19 protein-coding genes and 1 riboswitch are annotated in these 19,641 nt (G+C 69.9%); of the genes, 11 read left to right on the plus strand and 8 right to left on the minus strand.

Annotated features, from left to right (window positions below; translation table 11 throughout):
- Positions 1 to 94 precede the first annotated feature (94 nt).
- Together ABUW04_RS11760 and ABUW04_RS11765 are read left to right on the plus strand one after the other, a co-directional pair.
- Positions 95 to 1,027, plus strand: a complete 933-nt coding sequence (locus ABUW04_RS11760) for a bestrophin family protein (RefSeq protein ID WP_380564460.1) — start codon at positions 95 to 97, stop codon at positions 1,025 to 1,027.
- Positions 1,028 to 1,333: 306 nt separating this feature from the next.
- Positions 1,334 to 1,487: riboswitch (cyclic di-AMP (ydaO/yuaA leader) on the plus strand.
- A gap of 10 nt (positions 1,488 to 1,497) precedes the next feature.
- The gene (locus ABUW04_RS11765; RefSeq protein ID WP_380564461.1) at positions 1,498 to 2,613 is read left to right on the plus strand and encodes a C40 family peptidase; all 1,116 of its coding nucleotides are present in this window, start codon (positions 1,498 to 1,500) and stop codon (positions 2,611 to 2,613) included.
- Positions 2,614 to 2,635: 22 nt separating this feature from the next.
- Here ABUW04_RS11765 and ABUW04_RS11770 read toward each other — a convergent pair whose 3' ends face one another.
- Positions 2,636 to 3,493, minus strand: coding sequence for an alpha/beta fold hydrolase (locus ABUW04_RS11770; RefSeq protein ID WP_380564462.1), 858 nt, complete (start codon positions 3,491 to 3,493; stop codon positions 2,636 to 2,638).
- A 158-nt stretch (positions 3,494 to 3,651) separates the two neighbouring features.
- Between ABUW04_RS11770 and ABUW04_RS11775 the strand changes: the two genes are divergently transcribed.
- On the plus strand, positions 3,652 to 4,593 hold the full coding sequence (locus tag ABUW04_RS11775; RefSeq protein ID WP_380564463.1) for a TetR/AcrR family transcriptional regulator C-terminal domain-containing protein: 942 nt from the start codon (positions 3,652 to 3,654) through the stop codon (positions 4,591 to 4,593).
- A gap of 10 nt (positions 4,594 to 4,603) precedes the next feature.
- On the opposite strand, the gene ABUW04_RS11780 is transcribed toward ABUW04_RS11775, so the two are convergent.
- Positions 4,604 to 5,173: a GNAT family N-acetyltransferase gene (locus tag ABUW04_RS11780; RefSeq protein ID WP_380564464.1), complete on the minus strand. Its 570-nt coding sequence runs from the start codon at positions 5,171 to 5,173 to the stop codon at positions 4,604 to 4,606.
- Positions 5,174 to 5,374: 201 nt separating this feature from the next.
- On the opposite strand from ABUW04_RS11780, the gene ABUW04_RS11785 reads away from it, so the two are divergent.
- The 3 genes from ABUW04_RS11785 to ABUW04_RS11795 all read left to right on the plus strand — a co-directional run bounded on the left by ABUW04_RS11785 (position 5,375) and on the right by ABUW04_RS11795 (position 8,163).
- Positions 5,375 to 6,523, plus strand: coding sequence for a serine hydrolase domain-containing protein (locus tag ABUW04_RS11785; protein WP_380564465.1), 1,149 nt, complete (start codon positions 5,375 to 5,377; stop codon positions 6,521 to 6,523).
- Between the two features lie 151 nt (positions 6,524 to 6,674).
- A complete protein-coding gene (locus tag ABUW04_RS11790; RefSeq protein ID WP_380564466.1) occupies positions 6,675 to 7,550 on the plus strand; it encodes a hypothetical protein in 876 nt (291 codons plus the stop codon).
- 259 nt (positions 7,551 to 7,809) lie between these two features.
- On the plus strand, positions 7,810 to 8,163 hold the full coding sequence (locus ABUW04_RS11795; RefSeq protein ID WP_380564467.1) for a hypothetical protein: 354 nt from the start codon (positions 7,810 to 7,812) through the stop codon (positions 8,161 to 8,163).
- 39 nt (positions 8,164 to 8,202) lie between these two features.
- On the opposite strand, the gene ABUW04_RS11800 is transcribed toward ABUW04_RS11795, so the two are convergent.
- A complete protein-coding gene (locus ABUW04_RS11800; protein WP_380564468.1) occupies positions 8,203 to 9,060 on the minus strand; it encodes an alpha/beta hydrolase in 858 nt (285 codons plus the stop codon).
- A gap of 100 nt (positions 9,061 to 9,160) precedes the next feature.
- Between ABUW04_RS11800 and ABUW04_RS11805 the strand changes: the two genes are divergently transcribed.
- From ABUW04_RS11805 to ABUW04_RS11820, 4 genes are all read left to right on the plus strand, one after another.
- Positions 9,161 to 9,571: a winged helix-turn-helix transcriptional regulator gene (locus ABUW04_RS11805; RefSeq protein ID WP_380564469.1), complete on the plus strand. Its 411-nt coding sequence runs from the start codon at positions 9,161 to 9,163 to the stop codon at positions 9,569 to 9,571.
- A 137-nt stretch (positions 9,572 to 9,708) separates the two neighbouring features.
- Positions 9,709 to 10,212 (plus strand): methylated-DNA--[protein]-cysteine S-methyltransferase, encoded by a 504-nt coding sequence (locus ABUW04_RS11810; protein ID WP_380564470.1) that lies wholly within the window; start codon positions 9,709 to 9,711, stop codon positions 10,210 to 10,212.
- Positions 10,213 to 10,268: 56 nt separating this feature from the next.
- Positions 10,269 to 11,057 (plus strand): 2OG-Fe(II) oxygenase, encoded by a 789-nt coding sequence (locus ABUW04_RS11815; protein WP_380564471.1) that lies wholly within the window; start codon positions 10,269 to 10,271, stop codon positions 11,055 to 11,057.
- Entirely contained in the window at positions 11,054 to 11,716 is a 663-nt protein-coding gene (locus ABUW04_RS11820) for an alpha-ketoglutarate-dependent dioxygenase AlkB family protein (protein WP_380564472.1), read from the plus strand. Before ABUW04_RS11815 ends, ABUW04_RS11820 begins: the two co-directional genes overlap by 4 nt.
- 123 nt (positions 11,717 to 11,839) lie before the next feature.
- Here ABUW04_RS11820 and ABUW04_RS11825 read toward each other — a convergent pair whose 3' ends face one another.
- The 3 genes from ABUW04_RS11825 to ABUW04_RS11835 form a co-directional block, all read right to left on the minus strand.
- Positions 11,840 to 13,810: a S53 family peptidase gene (locus ABUW04_RS11825; RefSeq protein WP_380564473.1), complete on the minus strand. Its 1,971-nt coding sequence runs from the start codon at positions 13,808 to 13,810 to the stop codon at positions 11,840 to 11,842.
- A 570-nt stretch (positions 13,811 to 14,380) separates the two neighbouring features.
- Entirely contained in the window at positions 14,381 to 14,959 is a 579-nt protein-coding gene (locus ABUW04_RS11830; protein WP_380564474.1) for a hypothetical protein, read from the minus strand.
- Between the two features lie 121 nt (positions 14,960 to 15,080).
- The gene (locus ABUW04_RS11835) at positions 15,081 to 16,019 is read right to left on the minus strand and encodes an NAD-dependent epimerase/dehydratase family protein (protein WP_380564475.1); all 939 of its coding nucleotides are present in this window, start codon (positions 16,017 to 16,019) and stop codon (positions 15,081 to 15,083) included.
- A 274-nt stretch (positions 16,020 to 16,293) separates the two neighbouring features.
- On the opposite strand from ABUW04_RS11835, the gene ABUW04_RS11840 reads away from it, so the two are divergent.
- Entirely contained in the window at positions 16,294 to 17,721 is a 1,428-nt protein-coding gene (locus ABUW04_RS11840) for a serine hydrolase domain-containing protein (RefSeq protein ID WP_380564476.1), read from the plus strand.
- A 63-nt stretch (positions 17,722 to 17,784) separates the two neighbouring features.
- Here ABUW04_RS11840 and ABUW04_RS11845 read toward each other — a convergent pair whose 3' ends face one another.
- Positions 17,785 to 18,441 (minus strand): response regulator, encoded by a 657-nt coding sequence (locus ABUW04_RS11845; protein WP_380564477.1) that lies wholly within the window; start codon positions 18,439 to 18,441, stop codon positions 17,785 to 17,787.
- Positions 18,438 to 19,628: a sensor histidine kinase gene (locus ABUW04_RS11850; protein ID WP_380564478.1), complete on the minus strand. Its 1,191-nt coding sequence runs from the start codon at positions 19,626 to 19,628 to the stop codon at positions 18,438 to 18,440. The genes ABUW04_RS11845 and ABUW04_RS11850 overlap by 4 nt, the downstream gene beginning before the upstream one ends.
- Positions 19,629 to 19,641 lie beyond the last annotated feature (13 nt).

The raw sequence follows: 19,641 nt of genomic DNA on the forward strand, positions 1-19,641 counted from the left end.
TCTGCTGTAAGGCGCACATGCCGCGGGGCGGGTTTCGCTCGAAACGAACTGTCTCCCGTGGCCTGTGGCGACGTGACGCGGCTAGGCTGGCACGGTGATCGTCAAGGGAAGCTTCAACGTCAGCAGAACTCTTCCGTTCGTCCGGTTCGATCTGGGGCTCGCGGCGGTGAGCAGCACGGTGGCCTACCTGCTGGTCGACCAGGCCGGCATCGGCTGGCTCGCGCTGCCCTCGCTGCTCGCCACCGTGCTGGGAACCGCGTTGGCGATCCTGCTCGCCTTCCGTGCCAACACGGCCTACCAGCGCTGGTGGGAGGCGAGTGGCATCTGGGCCCAACTGACGGGACAGTCACGGACGTTGATCCGGGTCGCCCGCAGTGTCACCGATGCCAAACTCGCCGACCCCGCGATCGACCCCGACACCGTCCGGGCCTGGCAACACGAGTTCGCCAACCGGCAGGCAGCGTGGGCGTACAGCCTGGCCCGACTGCTGCGCCGGCAGGACGCCACCCTCGAGCTCACTCGGCTGCTGTCCCCCGAGGAGGCCGAGCTGGTGCTGGCGGCGGACAACCGCCCCGCCGTGCTGGCCCGGCTGCAGAGCCAGGCCATCTTCCGCGGATACGGCCTCGGCATCCTGTCCGGTCTGGATAACTTCCAGATGGAGACCGCCCTGGCCGGTCTGTCCACCCAGCAGGCGCTCGCCGAGCGGATGAGCAACACGCCGATCCCGCGGCCGCACGACTATCTGAGCCGGTTGTTCGTGCACTCCTACGTGGTGGTGTTCCCCTTCGCCGCGATCAGCGCATTGACTTCCTACCGCTGGCTGGTCATTCCCTCCGCACTGTTGATCACCCTGTTCTTCCGCATGGTCGAGCGGGTCGGTGCATCCACCGAGGAGCCTTTCGCCAACCGTACCCAGGACGTCCCCATCACCGCCCTGGCCGTCAACCTCGAACGGGACCTGCTCGAACTGGTCGGCGTCGACCAGCGTCCGGCCAGGCCCGTTCCCGTGGACGGATACCTTTGGTAGCAGCCGGTCAGGAGGCCGGTTCGGATATGCGTCTTGTCACGCTGTGATCCTGGAACCCTGGATTGTATGTCCGGTTTGACTGCTGCGTGATTGTTCCGCGGTCATCCTGCGGTTACCGCGCGTAAGGAATTCCGGGGCGCATTCCAGGGGAATCGGATGCCTTTCACGCGGGCAATTGATCGGGTCTCGGTCGGGTCACTAGTGTCTGCGGTCGAACCACCGCGAAGTCGTCCTCCCGTTCCGGGGGGCCGCGGGGGTTTCCGCCGAGTCCGACCGTACGGCAGTCCCGCTTCCGTGCCATGGGAGTGACCGCAGTGGCTGTCCGTCAGTTTCGGAGCCGGGGAACCATGTTCCCTCGGGGTGAATCGACGTCAGGCCGGTACGCCGGTGAGGCGTTGTAGGGCGCGTCTTCCAGCCCGAACCCGTCAGCTCACCCGGTAGGCGGACGTAGGAAGAAGGAGCTCGCCTTCGTGGCGTCCCATCGTCGTCCCAGGAATCCCGGTCGCGCCCGCATATCCGTGCTCACGGCTGCCGCGGCCACCACTGTTGCCCTGTCCGCGACCGGCGGCCAGTCGGCGCAGGCGGCGCCGAAGCAGACCACCGCCCAGCTCAAGGCACAGATCGACAAGCTGAACAACGACGCGGACGCGGCGGTTCAGCAGTACGACAAGGCCCAGTCCGACCAGCAGGCGCTGCAGAAGCAGATCAACACGCTGCAGGACCAGGTGGCCCGGCAGCAGGCCTCGGTCACCGCGAAGGCCTCCGTCCTCGGCGCCATCGCCAGCGTGCAGTACCGCAGCGGGGCGATCGACCCCTCGGTCCAGCTGATGCTCTCCTCGGACCCGACGGACTACCTCAACCAGGCGTCCGCGCAGAGCCGGGTCGCCGACAGTCAGGCCGCCATCCTCGCCGACCTCAAGGCCCAGCAGGCGACCCTGGACCGGGCGAAGGCCGACGCCGAGGCCAAACTGAAGCAGCTGGACGCGACCAGCAAGCAACTGGCGGCTGCCAGGACCACCATGCAGCAGCGGCTGGACGCGGCGAAGGCCGAGCTGGATTCGCTGACCGCCGCTCAGGCCGCCGCGCTCAAGACCGCTCAGGACGCGGCGGATGCCCAGGCCAAGTCCAGCGCCCAGAACATCGCAGCCGGCCACGGCTCAGGCTCGGGCGCTGGCTCAGGCGGTGCGAGCGGCGGGGGTAGCAGCACCAGCGGTGCGAGCGGCCCCAGCGCGCCGGGCAGCTCGGTCGGCATGGCAGCGCTGGCCGCCGCCGAGACCCAGCAGGGCGACCCCTACCAGCGCGGGGGCACCGGCCCGGACCGCTGGGACTGCTCGGGCCTGACCCAGTGGGCCTTCGCCCAGGCCGGGGTGGCCATCGGCCGCACCACCTACGATCAGATCGACAAGGGCACCTCGGTCAGCCTCGCCGACATCAAGGTCGGCGACCTGGTCTTCTTCAACAACGACTCCCATGTCGGCATCTACGCCGGGGGCGGCCTGCTGTTCCACGCCCCGCACACCGGCACCGTGGTGAAGTTCGAGAAGATGTCCGAGATCGGCTCGATCTACGCGATCCGCCGTATCTGACGGTGCCACGACCGACGACCCCTCATGCGTCGTATCGATCGGCGTTGCCGCCTGCCGCGTCCCCGTCGTCCTGGGGGAGTTGTTTGAGGAAGGTGCGTACTGCGTCGGCGAATTCGTCGGGGCGGGTGGCGTGTACGAAGTGGTCGGTGTCCAGCTGGACGGCGCGGGCGCTGGGCCTGCGCTGCAGCATCTCCTGTGCCAGGGCCTGGCTGACGACCTGGCTGCGTGCTCCATAGACCAGCAGTGCGGGGCAGTCGGTGGCCAGCCAGTCGGCCCAGTGGTCGCCCTCGCTGAGCTCCTCGGAGTCGATCATGTCCTGGGGATGGAACGGCAGTCGCCAGGTGCCGTCCGGCAGGGCCATCAGGGCGTCGGCGAAGATCGGCCCGGCCGGCCCGAGACCATGGATCAGCTCCTTGCGGGTGGCCGCCCGATAGGGGCTGCCGCTGAGGAAGAGGAAGGGGTTCTTGCCGTCGTCGACCCCCATCACCGCGCCGGCGTCCTCAAGCACGAGGGCGTCGACGCGGTGCGGGTGACGGGCCGCCAGTTGATAGGCGTTCAAGCCGCCGAGCGAGTGGCCGAGGACGACGGCGCGCTCCAGTCCCAGGTGGTCCAGCACGGCGAGGGCGTCGGCGAGGTACCCCTCGCGGGAGTAGTCGGCGGCCCGGTCCGAGGCCCCGTGGCCGCGCTGGTCCGGTGCGATGACCCGCCACCGGGGGCCCAGTGCGTGGGCGAGGGGTGCGAACGCGGCCCCCTGGTCCAGGTGGCCGTGCAGGGCGAGCAGGGGGCGGCCGGCGCCGCCGAAGTCGAGAACGGACAGTCGGCGGCCCTCCAGGTCGAGGGTGCGGCGGACGGGGGTCGGGTGGTCGGCGGTGGTGTTCATCCGGCACTCCTGGGTGGGCTCGTGGGCCGGGTGTTCCCCGGCTGGTTCCCTCACCGTAGGGAGTGGGGTATGCAGGCGTATACATGCCCTAGTACAGTCGGTTGCCGGTTCCTGGTCAGCGACCGAGGTGCACTAGGTCGGCCGTCCGAGGAGGTCGTGTGACCGATACCCCGTCCCCCTATCTGCGGATCGCTGCGGAGCTGCGCGAGCGTATCGTCTCCGGCGAGCTGACCGCGGGTGAGCGGCTGCCGTCGACGCGTCAGATCGTGCGCGAGCACGGTGTGGCGATGGCCACGGCCAGCAAGGTACTGGCAGTGCTGTGCCAGGAGGGGTCGGCCCGCGCGGTGCCGGGCGTCGGCACCGTTGTCGAGGGGCCGGTCCCGCCCGACCCCCGGCCGGGCCGCACAGCGGCCGGGCCGCAGCGGCTGTCCGTGGCAGCCATCGTCCGCACTGCCACCGCCCTGGCCGACGCCGACGGGCTGACGGCGCTGTCCCTGCGCCGGACCGCGGCGGACCTGGGCGTGACCACCATGGCTCTGTACCGCCACGTCCCGGGCAAGGCACAACTGCTGCTGATGATGGCCGATGCGGCCTTCGCCGAGTTCCCGCTGCCCGAACCCCCGCCACACGGTTGGCGCGCCCGGCTGGACGCTGCGGCGCGCATGCAGTGGGCCATGTTCCGCCGCCATCCCTGGCTGGCCCAGGCCACCTCGTTCACCCGTCCCCTGCTCTCGCCCCGGGCGCTGGCCCACGGCGAGTGGGTCCTGCGAGCTCTGGACGGCCTGGGCCTGGACCCGGTCACGATGATCCATGTGCACGCGGTGCTGGCCGCCCACGTCCGTGGGCTCGCCGCGAACCTGGAGACGGAGGCCGAGGCAGTCCAGGACACTGGCATCGACGACACCGAGTGGATGGACCGACACGGCACCCCGGCCCTCACCTCCCCCCGCCTCGCCGCCGCACTGCCCCTGCTCGCCAGCGTCCCCGAGCACTCGCTCGACCTGGACACGTTGTTCGAGTTCGGCCTGGCCCGCCTGCTGGACGGCATCGCCGTACTGATCGGCGACGCTGCGGATGCAAGGAGGGGTGCCCCTGGATGACCCCGGTCCGTCAGATTGGCATGGAGAAGCGCCGGTCTACGTGGACGCGGGCGAACTCGGCCCGCAACTGTTCCTCGTCGGCGAGGGGAGCGTGTCCGAAGACCATGATGGGTCGCAGACCCGGACGAGGCTCGGCGATCGCACGGCCCGGCTCGGCCGGGTCGGTGTAGTAGAAGGCGTAGACGTGCAGGTAGTGGTCGCTCTCGGCGAAGCCCATGGAGCGGTACCAGGCCAGCGTGTCCGCGTCGTCGCGGGTCCAGGCGTCCAGTGTGGTCGCCCCGATGGAGCCGCCCCAGTCACGGGTGCGGTGCAGCAAGTCCCGCCCCAACCCTCGGCGCCGGTGGTCGGGGTGGACCGCGACGGTGTCGATGGTCGCCACATCGCCGTCGATCCCGGTGTCCATGATGGCGACCACGGAGCCGGTCGCGTCGACTGCGACGAGTTCCAAGCCGGGCGCCTCGATGGCGGGCTTGGACGGAACGACGGCGTCGTAGAAGGCGGTGTCCAGAAAGGCGAGCACTCGGCAACGCAGCCAGGAGGCCTCGTCAGCAGGTGTGTACTCGCGAATGGTGTAGTTCACGATCGTGATCCTCTGCAGGTGTGAAGAAGCGCGGGCGGCGGATGCAGAGTGTCGTGGTCACAACCGGGAGCATGGCCGAGGGGACAAGGACCATCAAGTCGTTTTCCGGTGTGGACGGCTCCGGTGCGAGCGATGAGTCGGGGCGCCGGCGGGAGTCCTAGTGTGTGACCACACACCTGAGGCGAGGGTCGAGGCGGAGCGATGAGCGATCTGGACGGCGTGCTGCAGGACCATGTCGGCCCCGGGCGGGCCCCGGGCGCGGTGGGCCTGGTGGCCCGTGGTGACCGGATCGAGGTGGCGGCTGTCGGCTCGGTCGACGACGAGGGCAGTGCCCCGATGGCCAGGGACACGATCTTCCGGTTGGCCTCCATCACCAAGCCGATCGTCGCCGCCGCGGTGATGATGCTGGTCGACGAGGGCCGGATCGGCCTGGAGGACCCCGTCGCGCGATGGCTTCCGGAGCTGGCGTCCCCCTGCGTCGTACGGACCCCGGACAGTGCGGTCGACGACGTGGTCCCGGCGAACCGGCCGATCACCGTGGAGGACCTGCTCAGCTTCCGCGCCGGGTACGGCTTCTCCGCCGACTTCAGCCGGCCGGCGGTCGCCCTGCTGTTCAGCGAGGTGCATCCGGCACCGCCGTTCCCGCAACCGAATCCGGCCCCGGACGTGTGGATGGCGAAGCTGGCGGCGGTCCCGCTGCTGCACCAACCGGGCGAGGCCTGGCTCTACAACACCTGCTCGGACCTGCAGGGCGTGCTGGTCGCCAGGGTCACCGGCCGTCCGTTGCCCGAGTTCCTGGCCGAGCGACTGTTCGAGCCGCTCGGCATGGTGGACACCGCCTTCGAGGTGCCGCCCGCCAAGCTGTCCCGGTTCACCAGCTACTACCAGCCGGACGCAGCTGGCTCCCCGGTGCTCGCCGATGCCCCCGACGGCCAGTGGAGCAGGCCGCCGGCCTTCCCGTCCGGGGGCGGCGGCCTGGTCGGCACCGTGGACGACTGGTACGCCTTCGCCCGGATGCTGCTGGCCGAGGGGACGGCGGGCGACCGACGGCTGCTGTCGGCCGAGGCGGTACGGCGGATGACGACCGATCAGCTGACGCAAGCCCAACGCGTGGCCGGCGACCTGTTCCTGGAGGGCCAGGGCTGGGGCTACGGCGGCTCGGTGGACGTCGACCCGGTCAACCCCTGGATCGTGCCCGGCCGCTACGGCTGGGTCGGCGGCACCGGTACGACCGCGCACCTGACCCCCGCCACCGGCACGGTCGCCCTGATGTTCACCCAGCTCGGAATGGCCAGCCCGACCCCACCGGAGGTCATGCGGGACTTCTGGCGCTACGCGACCGGGGCCTGAACGGCAGCACCGGCGCCCACCCGGTCGCCAGGCACACCGCGACGGTCATCGCTTGAGTGGCGAACATCCCGATCGCGCAACGCTGGGCCGCCTGGTTGGATAGGATATGCGCCGTTCACCCTTGGCCGCGCCGAAGGAAGGACGCCGTTCCATGGGCTGGTCTGGATGGAAGCGAACCACCTTCGGCCCAGGTGTCTTTCACCCGGCCAGTGCACCTGCCGCATCCGGCTACGGCGGCGTCCTGGACGTCGTCTGTCAGGAGGACAAGAGCCCCTACAGCGGCGATCTGTGGGAGCAACCGTATCTGGGGAACGACTACTGGTCGCCCTTCAGCGACATCGGGCAGCCGCAGGGGCGCGCGATCATCGGATCGCCCGCGCTCACCTCATGGCAGGACGGCGACCGCCACGATCTGTTTGTGAACGCCGCGACCGGTCTGCTGCACCGGTCGATGCAGCGTCCGTACCCGTGGTCGGACTGGGAGGATCTGGGCGGCGGCCCACCTGGCGGCCCGATTCTGGGCAGCTCCCCGGCCGCCTGCGTCGACAGCGATGGACGGCTTGACGTGTTCTGCATCTCGGGCACCGACTTCTCGCTGCTCCACAAGCGATACCGGAACGGATGGTCCGACTGGGAAAGCCTGGGCGGCCACTTCCCCCGGCAGCTCACTCCCGCGGCACAGACCTGGGGAGGCGGCCGGGTCGGTGTCTTCGTCGTGGGAGACGACCTCGGCATCCATCACAAGTGGACCGCTGCCGACGGCGCCGGCTGGTCCGGCTGGGAGGACATCGGCGGCGTCACCGAACAGGGAGTAGCCGCCTGCTCATGGGCGCCGGGACGCATCGATCTCTTCCACCGCGGACAGGACGCCGCCGTGTACCACAAGTGGTTCGACGGCGGGTGGTCAGGTTGGGAGAGTCTGGGCGGTGTGACCGGCCACGGGATAACCACGGGGAGCCGGGGTCCCGGACGCGTTGACGCACTGGTCATCGGCACTGACGGTGAGCTGTACATCAACGAGTTCTAACGGGACGTCACCCGCGGCGAGGACAGGTCCACGATCAGCACCGGAGCACTGCCCCGGGTCATGGCGAACAGCGCCACAGGCGACTGATCGCACGGACGGATAGTCACGCCCTGCCGCCCCGCGAGTCTGTAGGCGGTACCTGAGCAGCAGGTATTCGGTTGCAGTGATGACTCTCGGCGGTCAGGATCAGCGGATGTCCGGGTTCCCGGGCAAGCGGTCGACCAGGCCCAAACGCACTGTGTCATTCGAGGAGATCACCATGGCAGCAGCGGGCGACCTGGCCGAGGAGAAGTCCTGGTACGCGGTTCGCTGCGTGTTCCACTGGGATGCCTGGGAGGGCACACCTTACGAGGAGCGCCTGACACTGTGGCAGGCCGCCTCGATGGACGAGGCCATCGCCAGGGCCGAGAGTGAGGCACGGACCTATGCCGGGGAATGGGGCCATCGCTACCTGGAACTGGCCCAATGCTATCGCCTGGCCACCGCAGGACGACCGGGTGACGGAGCCGAGGTCTTCTCCCTCCTGCGCGACAGTCTCCTTGGCGAGGAAGCGTATCTGGACCACTTCTTCGACACCGGCCAGGAGCACCAAGGCACCACGACCGAGGGATGACGGCCGCACCAAGAGCCCGGGCTGCACGGCATCATGAGGTCACTTCGGCAGATCGGCGGACAGAAAAGGGGCAAGGAGCGCGAGCAGCGCGTCGGGGCGGTCGAGGGGGATGATGTGGCCGCAGTCCTGGAGGTGGTGTGCGACCAGGTCGTCGGCGATGGGGCGGAGTTGGCGTTTGAGTCCGGTGCCGACGGGGTGGGAGCCGATGGCCATGGTGGGCATGGTCAGCCGAGCTGTCGCGACGGCGTCCTGGATCTGCTGCGCGCTGGTGGGCAGGGCCCGGTAGTAGGAGAACGCGCAGCGCAGAGCCTCGCTGCCGGTGTACGCGTGGACGAAGGCAGCACGGATCTCGTCGGGTACTCCTCGCCCGAGCGTCCCCGAGTCGAGGAAGAAGTCGATGTACGGGGCCTCGTTGCCGGCCAGGACGGTCTCCGCGAGGCCGGGGACGGCGTGGAAGCCGAACCACCACGGGGCGCCGCCCGCGACGACGTGTTCGGCTCCGGGCAGGCGGCCGAGCAGTGCCTCCATCACGACCAGGCGCCGGACGAGGCCGGGCCTGCGCAGCGCGAGCAGGACGGCGGGGGCGGCGCCCGCGTCGATGCCGACCACCGCTGCCGAGGGCTCGCCGAGTGCGTCGAGCAGTCCTTCGATGTCGGTGGCGAGGGTGCCTGCGTCGTATCCCTCGACGGCGCGGGTACTGGCACCGAAGCCTCGCAGGTCCGGGGCGATGACCCGGTACTGCCCGGCCAGGCGGCCCATGATGCCGCTCCAGAGTTGCCAGGTGTGCGGGAAGCCGTGCAGCAGGAGGACCGCGGGTCCGTCCCCGGCGACTGCGACGTTGAGCTGGACGCCGTTTGTTGCGATGCGGCGCAGTTGGGGTGCGGTGGTGATGGGCATGACGGTTCCCCTGAGTGGTTACCATTGGTTACCACAGAACGATAGGTACCTGTCCGACCGCTGCCTAGACGGCACTTTCGGGGAAGGTGGTGAGCCACAGGTGACCACCCGAGGAGCCCGGGCCGACGGTCGCGGAGTACGGGGCGATCTGTTCGACCCCCAGTGCCCGACGCGGCAGTTGCTGGACCGCATCGGTACCAAGTGGACGTCCATGGCCGTCAAGACGCTCGCCGATGCCGCACCGGACGAGGTGCGCTTCGCCGAGCTGAGGCGCCGGATGCCCGGCGTCTCGCAGAAGATGCTGTCCGTGACGTTGCGAAGCCTGACCCGCGACGGGCTGGTGTCGCGTCGGGTCGAACCGAGCGTGCCGCCGCGGGTCTTCTACCGACTCACCGGACTCGGGCTGTCCCTGGAAGCCGCGCTTGCCGGGCTGCGGACCTGGGCTGAGGAGCACATGGCCGAGATCGAGCGCGCCAACGAAGCCGTCGACCAGGAGGTCGACGGGGGATAGGCAGACCGGTTCCGTGCTCAGTACCTTGCCCTGGAGCGGTGCCCGACGGGCCCAGCGCCATGTCCGATTCCCGCCAGCACCCAGGCTCGCCAAGCGGCATTGTGGCAGGTGGAACCCATGACGAGAGGGAGGCCACGATGACCGCCTGGACGACGATCACCAGCCCGCTGGGAGACCTGCTCCTGGTCGGGGAGGAAACCGGCAGCGGGTTCGCCCTGACCGGGCTGTCCATGTCGGGCCAGCGCCGTGCTCCGATTGCCGAGCCCGGCTGGAGGCGTGACAGCGGGCCGTTCGCGGATGCCACCGGCCAGCTGGAGGAGTACTTCGCGGGCGAGCGCACCCGCTTCGAGCTCCCGCTCGCCCCGGTCGGCACGGACTTCCAGCAACGGGTGTGGCGCGCCTTGGACTCGATCGCATACGGGACCACGACCAGCTACGGTTCCCTGACCGCGCAGCTGGGCCTGCCCCGCGAGCGCGTGCAGGCCCTGGGCGCGGCGATCGGCGCCAACCCGCTGCTGCTGGTGCGGCCCTGTCACCGCGTCATCGGCGCCGACGGCTCGATGCGAGGCTACGCCGCCGGCGTCGAGCGCAAGGTCTGGCTGCTCACCCACGAGGGCGCCCTGCAGCCCGCCCTCATCTGACGCGCCGCCACACCCACCGCCCTGCCCCGGCACAGGACCAAGGAGAGACCGCCACCATGATGCAGACCACGCAGCCCGCAGCTCCGGTCGCCGGCCGGGTCGCCGGCACCGACTGGGAGGCCCTGGCCGGGGCGCTCGACGAGCACGGCCACGCCCTGACCGGGCAGCTCCTGACGCCGGACGAGTGCGCCGCCATCGCGGCCCTCTACGACGAGCCCGACCGGTTCCGCACCACGGTGGACATGGCGCGTCACCGCTTCGGCTCGGGCCAGTACCGCTACTTCACCCACGACCTGCCCGACCTGGTCCGCGACCTGCGTGAAGCCTTCTACCCCGGGCTGCTGCCCATCGCCCGGGACTGGGCGGCCAGGCTGGGCAGGCCCGCCCCCTGGCCCGACACCCTCCATGAATGGCTGCGGATGTGCCACGAGGCCGGCCAGGCCAGGTCCGCGCAGATCCTGCTGCGCTACGGCCCCGGCGACTGGAACGCGCTGCACCGCGACGTGTTCGGCGAGCTGCTCTTCCCGCTGCAGGTCGTGGTTGGTCTCGACGCGCCGGGCAGGGACTTCACCGGCGGGGAGTTCCTGATGACCCAGCAGCGCGCCCGCGCGCAGACCCGCGGTTGGGCCACGACCCTGCCGCAGGGGCACGGCCTGGTGTTCACCACCCGCGACCGGCCGGTGGCCGGCAGCAGGGGTTGGTCGAACGGGCCGATGCGGCACGGGGTCAGCACCGTGCGCTCCGGGCGCCGCCACGCCCTGGGGCTGGTCTTCCACGACGCGTCATGGCACCCACCCCACCCACCCCACCCGCCCCACTCACCCCGCCCGCAGGAGCAGAGATGAGCGCCCTGATCCCGCGTCCGGTCACCCAGGTGGCGCCCGGCGCTGTGCACGTGCCGAACTGGCTCACCCTTGAGGAGCAGCGCCGACTCGTGGCCGCGTGTCGCGGCTGGGCCGCGGGGCCGGTGCCGATCCGGCACACCCGGCTGCCGCGCGGCGGCGTCATGTCGGTGCAGACGGTGTGCGTGGGCTGGCACTGGCAGCCGTACCGGTACACCCGGACCGCAGGCGACGTGAACGGTGCCCGGGTCGCCCCGTTCCCGCACTGGATGGTGCTGCTCGGGCGCCGCGCGGTCCTGCGCGCCTACGGTGACCAGGAGGCCGCGGACGCCTACACCCCGGACACCGCACTGATCAACTTCTACGACGGACAGGCCACCATGGGCATGCACCAGGACAAGGACGAGGAGTCGTCCGCGCCCGTGGTCTCGCTGACCGTCGGCGACAGCTGCGTCTTCCGCTTCGGCAACACCGAGACCCGTACGCGCCCCTACACCGACGTCGAACTCGCCTCCGGTGACCTCTTCGTCTTCGGCGGTCCTTCCCGCTACGCCTACCACGGCGTCCCCAAGGTCCGCCCCGGCACCGGCGACCCCGCCACCGGACTGCGCAGCGGGCGGCTGAACATCACCATGCGGGTCACCGGCCTGACCGACACGTGATCTGACCTGCCGCCGCTGGGACGCGGTGAGAGGGCACGGAAGCCCGGGTGCCGACGGGGACGGGTCCGCCGGCACCCGGGCCGGGCGCCGGATCAGCGCCGTTTCCGGGGACTCCTCGCGGTACTACCGGAAGGAGTTGAGGTACGCCTCGGTCGGCGAGCCGACACCGGTCGCGTTGTCGAAGCCCTTGGTCGCGGCGAGACCGTAGTCGCGGCCGAAGGCGACCAGGCGGATCCGGAGGCTGCCGCTGACGACGCCCAGGTCGGCAACCGCGTTCAGCGGCTGCTTGCCCTTGCCCAGCGTGTGGTTGACCACGTCGGTGAAGGACTTGCTGCCGAAGCGCTCGTACAGCGCCGGGTTGGCGAAGCCGATCGGGCGGCCGTGGCGGGCCTGGATGGCGTCGGCCTGGACGCCGCTGAACTCCGGGGCGGAGACGCTGGTGCCGCCGTAGCCGCCCTCGCTGTAGGGCGCGCCGTCGGACATGCCGACCAGGACCGAGGTGTAGAGGTCGCCGTTCATGGCGACGTCCGGGGTGACCCGCTGGGCGGTCTTGCTGGTCGCGCCGGTCATCAGGGTGTGCGACAGCGTGCTGGGGACGACCGTGCCCTGGTACCACGGCTGGGCGAAGTCCTCGCTGGTGCCGCCGCCGCCACCGAAGTAGAAGGTGCCGGGGAACGGGGTCCAGCTCTTGCCGTCCGCGCTCAGCACGGAGCGCTGGGTGCCCATGTCGGTCTCGAAGCCGTAGGCCCCCGCCTTGTTCCTGACGGCCAGTGCGGTGCCGCCGACATCGGTCACCCAGGTGTCCGAGGACGGGAACCCGGTCTGCGCCCGGGTGCTGGTCGGGTCGCAGTTGGTTCCGGTGGCCGCGGCGGCCGGGGACTCGTCGCCGCAGTCGCCGGACGAGAAGTCGAACCCGATGCCCTCGACCGCACCCTGCTGGAAGATCTGCTCGTACGCGGCGACCTGGGCCGGGGTCTCGTCACCCGAGGTCGAGTGCATCAGCCCGGACCACGAGTTGGAGACGACGTCGGCCAGGTGCTTGTCGACGATCGTGCTGAGCGCCGCCAACAGGTCCTGGTCCGAGCAGGAGTTGGCGCCGACGTAGACGACATCGGCGTCCGGCGCCATCCCGTGCACCATCTCGACGTCCAGCGACTCCTCGCCGGCCCAGCCCGCGGCACCGCCGCAACCGTCCTTGGGACCGGTCCTGGTCCATGCGGCGGGGTCGACCACCTCGGTGTACTGGCCCTTGCGGAAGGCCCGGTCGCCGTGGGCGGTGGCGAAGCGGTTGGCGTCGGCCAGCATGGTGGAGGAGCCGTAGGCGTCCACGATCGCGACCCGGGCGCCCTTGCCGGTGAGGCCGGAGGCGGTGACGCCGTAGGCCTTGCGCAGTTGGGCGGGGGTGAAGGAGCACTGGTCGAAGCTGGTCTTCGCGGTGTAGCCCTTGGGTGCTCCGCTGACCGTCTTCTGGCCCCAGTAGTCGGAGCAGGTCGCCACCGTGGGCAGACCGGGCTTCGGCTTGGGCTTCGCCGTGCCGGTCGCGAGCTGTGCCTCGGAGGCGTTCACCGAGATGGACTGCGGACGGTTCCGCGGGGCGTTCTGGCTGAGGCCCGTCACACCGAGGATCGCGCTCGCTACGGAGGCGGGGAGCACGGCGTCGCTGCTGGGTGCCTGGCGCAGTTCGCCCTGGACGGCGTACTCGTGCAGGTGGGTGCCGAAGGCCCGGTTCACCGCGGCGGCGGTGCCGTGCACATCGACGTAGTGGGCGCTGCTGCCGGCGATCTGCAGTCCCGCGCCGGTCGCCCAGGCGTGCACCGCGGCGATCTGGGCCGGGGTCGCACCGAAGCGCTGCTGCACCTGGGCGGGCGTCAGGAACCGGTCGTACTGTGCGGTGCCCGCGGTGGAGACGGCCTTGGCGTAGGCGGCCAACCCGGCCGGGTCCTGACCGGCCAGGTAGACGCGGGCGGTGAGCTGCTGGCTCGACGGCGTCGCGCCCTTGTCGGCGGAGGCGGCGGCCCACTGGGGGCTGGTGCCGACCAGGGTCCGTGCGGAGGGGGCGGGGACCGCGGCCTGGGAGGACGGGGCCAGGACCATGGCACCTGCGACCATGGCGAGCGAGACGGAGGTGATGGCCGCTATCCGGCGGCGGCGATTGCGCGGGGGCAGGGCGTCGGAAATGTCGACTCCAAGGACGAGTTCACGATGAGGGCGAGGATGGCCGACCGCCTGCGGTGAAATACCGGGTTCAGACATCCGTGCTGATATGTACACGCGGACGGAATGTCCGGGCAAGTGGTTTGTGATAATCCGCATACCGGCGGCCGAATGGAGCAGAAAAGGCCGAGTGGGGCGGGAATCCGGCCCCTCGCGACGCGTGCGGCGGAGTGTGCCCCACCATTCGGGGGTGTCGCCCCCGGAGCCTCGACGACGGCTCCCAACTGGCACTGAGTTCCCGTCAGCACCGACCCGGTCCGGGACCGACCAGGACCGCAGCCCCCCATTCGGCTTGTCCACCCCCCGATCGACGCATGTGTGCCCACCGCTCGGGGGTATCCCGGAGATCCGGAGTGCTGCAGGATGATCGCATCAGTCAGTCGTTATCGACCGGACCTCGCGGGATATTTCGGCCCCGGGCACCGTACTGCGCAGAATTGCGCCATGAATTCACTGGAAGCCGTGTTTTCCATTCACGCTGAACGTTCGCTGTGCCGGTGACCCCTCACACAGGAGGTCCAGGATGTCCCGGATCTCGGCGTACTGCTCCAAGGGTTTTGGATTGCTGGTCGCCAGGTGGAATGTTTCCACTGCGTATGTGCTGCTGACCTGCTTCCCGTCGGCCAGGTGGAGCACGATCGTGATCCGGCGCTTGCGGATGTCGGGCCGGAGGCCGTCGGGGTGCGCCTGCGCCGTGGCCGATACCAGCCTGGAGCGCAGGTACGTTCGGGTGTGCAGCGGTCGGCGGATCCGGATGTGGTTGGGCCCCACGTAGAGACCGGTGAGGCCCAGGCGGACCAGAAAGGCCGTGGGTACGTCCGTGAGGACAAGGAAGAACACCAGCAGGCCCGTTGCCCTGGCGTTCCTTGTGAGCTCGCCGGCCAGCCCGGAACTGATGAACGAAGCGGGCAGCAGCGCGAAAAAGTACGCCCTCTGGCGTGGGCCGCCCGGCCAGGTGACGCGCATCAGACGCTTGCGGCGGATCGGACGAAACCGGCGGATCGGACGGTACCGGCGCACTGATGGCATGTCATTTCCCCCCTGGGGCCCAGGTTACGAGGAGCCCAGGGGGCGGCAAAAGACCGTGGGCGTCGAGATTCCGCCGCGCTGCGCTATGTGCCGTCGTCGTCCAGGGAGAGAGCCCTGCGGCTCAAGCCAGCTCCTCCTTGAAGCCCTGGCGCCACGACGGGTAACGCAGCTGCCAGCCCAGCTGCTGCTTGGCCTTGGCGTTGGAGAACCCGCGTCCTTGAGTCATCATCACCACGGCCTGGTCCCCGGCCAGTAGCCGGCCCAGCCACACCGGCACCCGCATCGGGCGCTTCGCCCCCGCGCATTCCGCGAGATAGGGAAGCCACTCGCTCGCCGGGGCCGGTTCGTCGTCGACGATGTTGAACACGCCGCGCGCCTTCTGCTCCACAGCCAGGACAGTGGCGCCGGCCGCGTCGTGCAGGTGGATCCAGGAGCTGAAGCCGGTGCCGCGGCCCATCAGCGGGTACTGCCGCTTGCGAAGCAGTACCACCTGGTCGTCGATGGCGCCCGGACCGTAGAACGCGCCGTACCGCAGCACCGCACCACCGGCTCGGAGAACCGCGTCCTCGGCGTAGCGCAGGGTCTCCAGCCCGAACTGCGCCGCGGTTCCGACCAGCAAGTCCAGCGGGTCCTCCTCGGTCTTGATCCAGCCGCCCTCGCGAATGCCGTTCCAGCTGGCATAGCCCTGCGCCACGACGTGGGACACCCCGCTGGCCTCGGCCGCAGCCAGCAGATGGTCGGTACCCTCCCGGCGCAGCCGGTTGGTCAGGGCGAACCAGCGGTCGGGGTGCTTGATGTCGGGCTTGCCCGCGTGCGCCATGGAGATCGCCGTCATCTGATGCACGATCACCTCCGGTCGGGCCTTGGCCACTGCCTCGCCGACCGAGCCCGGGTCCAGGCCGTCCATCACCACACCGGTGGCGCCCAGCCGGCGCGCCAGGTCGAGCTTGGCCTCGCTCGTCGTTGTCGCTGTCACCTGGTGGCCCCGTGCCACGAGCTGCGGCACCAGAACCTGTCCCAGGACCCCGGTCCCGCCCGCTACGAACACCCGCATGACCATCACCCTCCTGACGTAAGCGTTTCGCCTCTACTACCGGAGACAAGACAGCCCTCCTTTCTGTGACCTGAACAGAAGTGATCTGCATCACCCGTGGCGCAGGCGCGTTGGTCCGCGCCGCCCCCGCGAGTCCTGACGCCGCCGTCGACCCATGGAGAAAAACCCCTTGGAACCGTGACTCGACCTGGCCGTACCATGCCCGGGCCGGCAGCCCCTGCTCTCTGCACATCGCCGGCATCGATCCACCTCCAGCTCGAAGGTCGGACAGGAAGTCGGAATGTCTGCTCAACGCGCCCTGCTGCCACGTTCGGCACCGGCTGACTCGGGGATCTCGTCCCGTTCGATCGCCGCGCTGCTGGACCGGCTCGAAGCACGCTCGGGGGAGTGCCACTCCGTCATGGTGGTGCACCGCGGTCACGTCGTCGCCGAAGGCTGGTGGGCGCCGTACTCGGCCGAACGCCCGCATCTCCTCTACTCGCTGACCAAGTCGTTCACGTCGATCGCCGTGGGGCTCGCGGTCGGCGACGGGCTGCTCTCGCTGGACGACCGGGTGGTGGACATGCTGCCGGACCACGTCCCGGCCGGCATCTCCGAGCAGGGCAGCCGCATCACCGTTCACCACCTGCTGTCCATGACGGCCGGGCACCCCACGGACAGCCTCGCCGAAGCCTGGCAGCTGGAACCCGACGACCTGGTGAAAGGCTTCCTGGGCCTGCCGTTCGCCACGGCCGAGGGAACCCGGCACACCTACGACAACTCGACCACCTTCATCCTGGCCCGGATGGTGGAGCGGGTCACGGGTCGCGGTCTCCCGGAGTTCCTCGACGAGCGGCTGTTCAAGCCGATGGGCGTCGACCATGCCGAATGGGACCGGGTGAAGAGCGGTGCCGCCTTCGGATTCCACGGACTGCACCTCACGACCGAGGCCATTGCCGCCTTCGGTGAACTACTGCTGCGCGGCGGCCGCTTCGGCGACGAGCAACTCGTCCCGCGCGCATGGGTGGAGCTTGCGACCAGTCGGCACATCGACAGCGAGTGGATCCTGGACGGATCCGACCAGGCGGACTTCGCCCACGGCTACGGCTACCAGTTCTGGATGTCGCGTCACGGCTACCACGGCCACGGCTCCTTCGGACAGCAGTGTGTGGTGGTCCCCTCGCACGATCTCGTGGTCGCCGTGACCGCCCAAGGGGAGTCCCAGGGGGTACTCGACGCCATCTGGGAGTGCCTGCTGCCCGGAGTGGACCAGGTGGGAAGCGCCCAGGACGACGAGATCCTCGCCGATCGGCTGCGGCGACTGTCGTTGTCGCCGGTGCCGGGTTCCGCCGACCCGGGGCGTTCGGCGGGCGCGACGCTCGACGCCTCCGCCGAGGGCTCGGCCCTGCCCGACGGTACGACGGTGACCATCGATCCCACCGACGGCGGCTGGCTCGTACGGTTCGAGTCGCTCCTCGACGTCGAAGTCGGGCACGGCACCTGGCGGGAGAGCTCCCCGCTCGGCCGGCCCGTCGTCGCGGCCGGCGCCTGGCAGGGCAGCATGTTCGTCGCCGACCTCTACGTCATCACCACCCCGCACCGCGTTCGGCTGACCGTCGACGCCGAGGCGGGGACCGCGTCGGCGATCTGGAGCACCGTGCCGCTGACCGGTCCCCGCCTGGAACTGCACCTGCGTTCGCCACTGATGACACGACCTGACGTCGGGTAGGAGACAGCGGCCGACACTCCGCGGCGACTACTCGGAGCTGCAGGAGGATCTGGCCCTCGACGGTCAGCGCCTCGGTATCAGACCGGCTTCGTAGGCGGCGATGACCAGGTGGACCCGGTCGCGGGCCTGCAGTTTGGCGAAGAGGCGTGCCACGTGCGTCTTGGCCGTGGCCGCGCTGATGACCAGGTGCTGGGCTATCTCGGAGTTGGACATCCCGAGTCCGACCAGGACCAGTACCTCGCGTTCCCGCTCGGTGATCCCGTCGATGGTGCGGAGCGGCGGTGCTGCGGCATGGCTGCGTTCGGCGAATGCGGCGATGAGACGCCGGGTGACGCTCGGTGCCATGAGCGCGTCGCCTGATGCGACGACGCGAATCGCATGGAGGATGTCCTCCAGAGCCATGTTCTTGACGAGGAATCCGCTGGCTCCGGCGTGGAGGGCGCCGTACACGTACTCGTCGTCGTCGAACGTCGTCAGCACCACGATCTTCGGCGGATCGGGTTGGGAGGTGATGGTCCGGGTCGCCTCGATGCCGTCCATCTCGGGCATGCGGATGTCCATGACGATGACGTCCGGCCGCAGCGCTCGGGACAGTTGCACTGCTTCGCGGCCGTTGCCGGCCGCACCGCAGACCTCGATGTCCGGGGTGTCCTTGATGACCATGCGCAGTCCGACGATCATCAGCGGCTGATCGTCGACCAGCAGTACTCGGATGGTCATACCGGGAGCCTTGCCGCGACTCGGAATCCGCCTTCGGGGCGTGGCCCGGCACTGAACTGGCCGCTCAGCAGCGCGACCCGCTCGCGCATCCCGAGCAGACCGAACCCGCCACCGCCGGGGCGTGCCAGGGCAAGGCCGTGGCCGTTGTCGACGATCTCGATCGACAGTTCGTCCGCGGCGAAGCCGACCTCGACGCGGCAGGCGTGGGTACCGGAGTGCCGCACCACGTTGGTGACCGCCTCCTGGATGATCCGGAACGCCGAGAGGTCGATCTCGGGAGGCAGCTGACGGCGCTCGCCGCGCCATGCCAGCTCGACGCGGACCCCGGCATCGGCCGCACGGGCCGCGAGCTGGTCGACGTCGTCCAGGCACTGGGCCGGGACGAGCGGGGCGGCTTCGACGTCGGTTCCCGGTTCGGCGTGTCTGAGTGCGCCGAGCATGCGTTGCAGACCGGTCAGGGTCTCGCGGCTGGTTGTCTCGATGCTGCCCAGCGCCTCACGTGCCTCCACGGGCTGGGTTTCGATGACCCGGCCTGCCGCGCCGGCCAGGACGGCGATGATGCCGATGCTGTGGGCGACCATGTCGTGGAGTTCGCGGGCGATGCGCAGCCGTTCCGCCATGACGGCGCGGGCGGCGCTCTGCTGACGCAGGGAGAGCGCGTACTGGCGGCGCTTGCGGATCGCGTAGCCGACAAGGAAGGCGCAGGTCGCGTACAGGGCCATCTGGGCCGAGGTGGACCAGAGGTTCCCGTCCAGGCTCCTGGGCTCGATGAGGACGTTCTCCAGGAACCACACGGCCACCAGCGCCGCGGCGGCCACACCGCAGACCTTGACGGGGCGGACCACCGCCAGGTAGCAGACGGTCACGGCTGCCGCCGCGAAGATCGCCCAGGACCGTGCGCCGACCTCGGCCGCCAGCACGGTCTCGGCCAGGAGCGCGCCGTAGCCGGCGACCGGCCGATGCTGCACCAGCAGGACCGGGAGCGCCAGGGCGAGGGCCATGGCCGTCATCTGAGGCGCAGTCAGCGTGGGGAACCGGAAGGGGCCCTGGTAGGTGCGGCTCTGGGCCACCGGCGCCGACCAGAACAGCAGGAACGCATAGGTGATGAACGCGCAGCACACGACCCCCTTCCCGGTCAGCCACATGAGCCTTTCCGACAGGACGAATCGCATGCTGGCCTGGTCCACGTCGTCGATCGTA

The organism is Streptacidiphilus jeojiensis, assembly GCF_042510965.1.
GTDB lineage: Bacteria > Actinomycetota > Actinomycetes > Streptomycetales > Streptomycetaceae > Streptacidiphilus > Streptacidiphilus jeojiensis.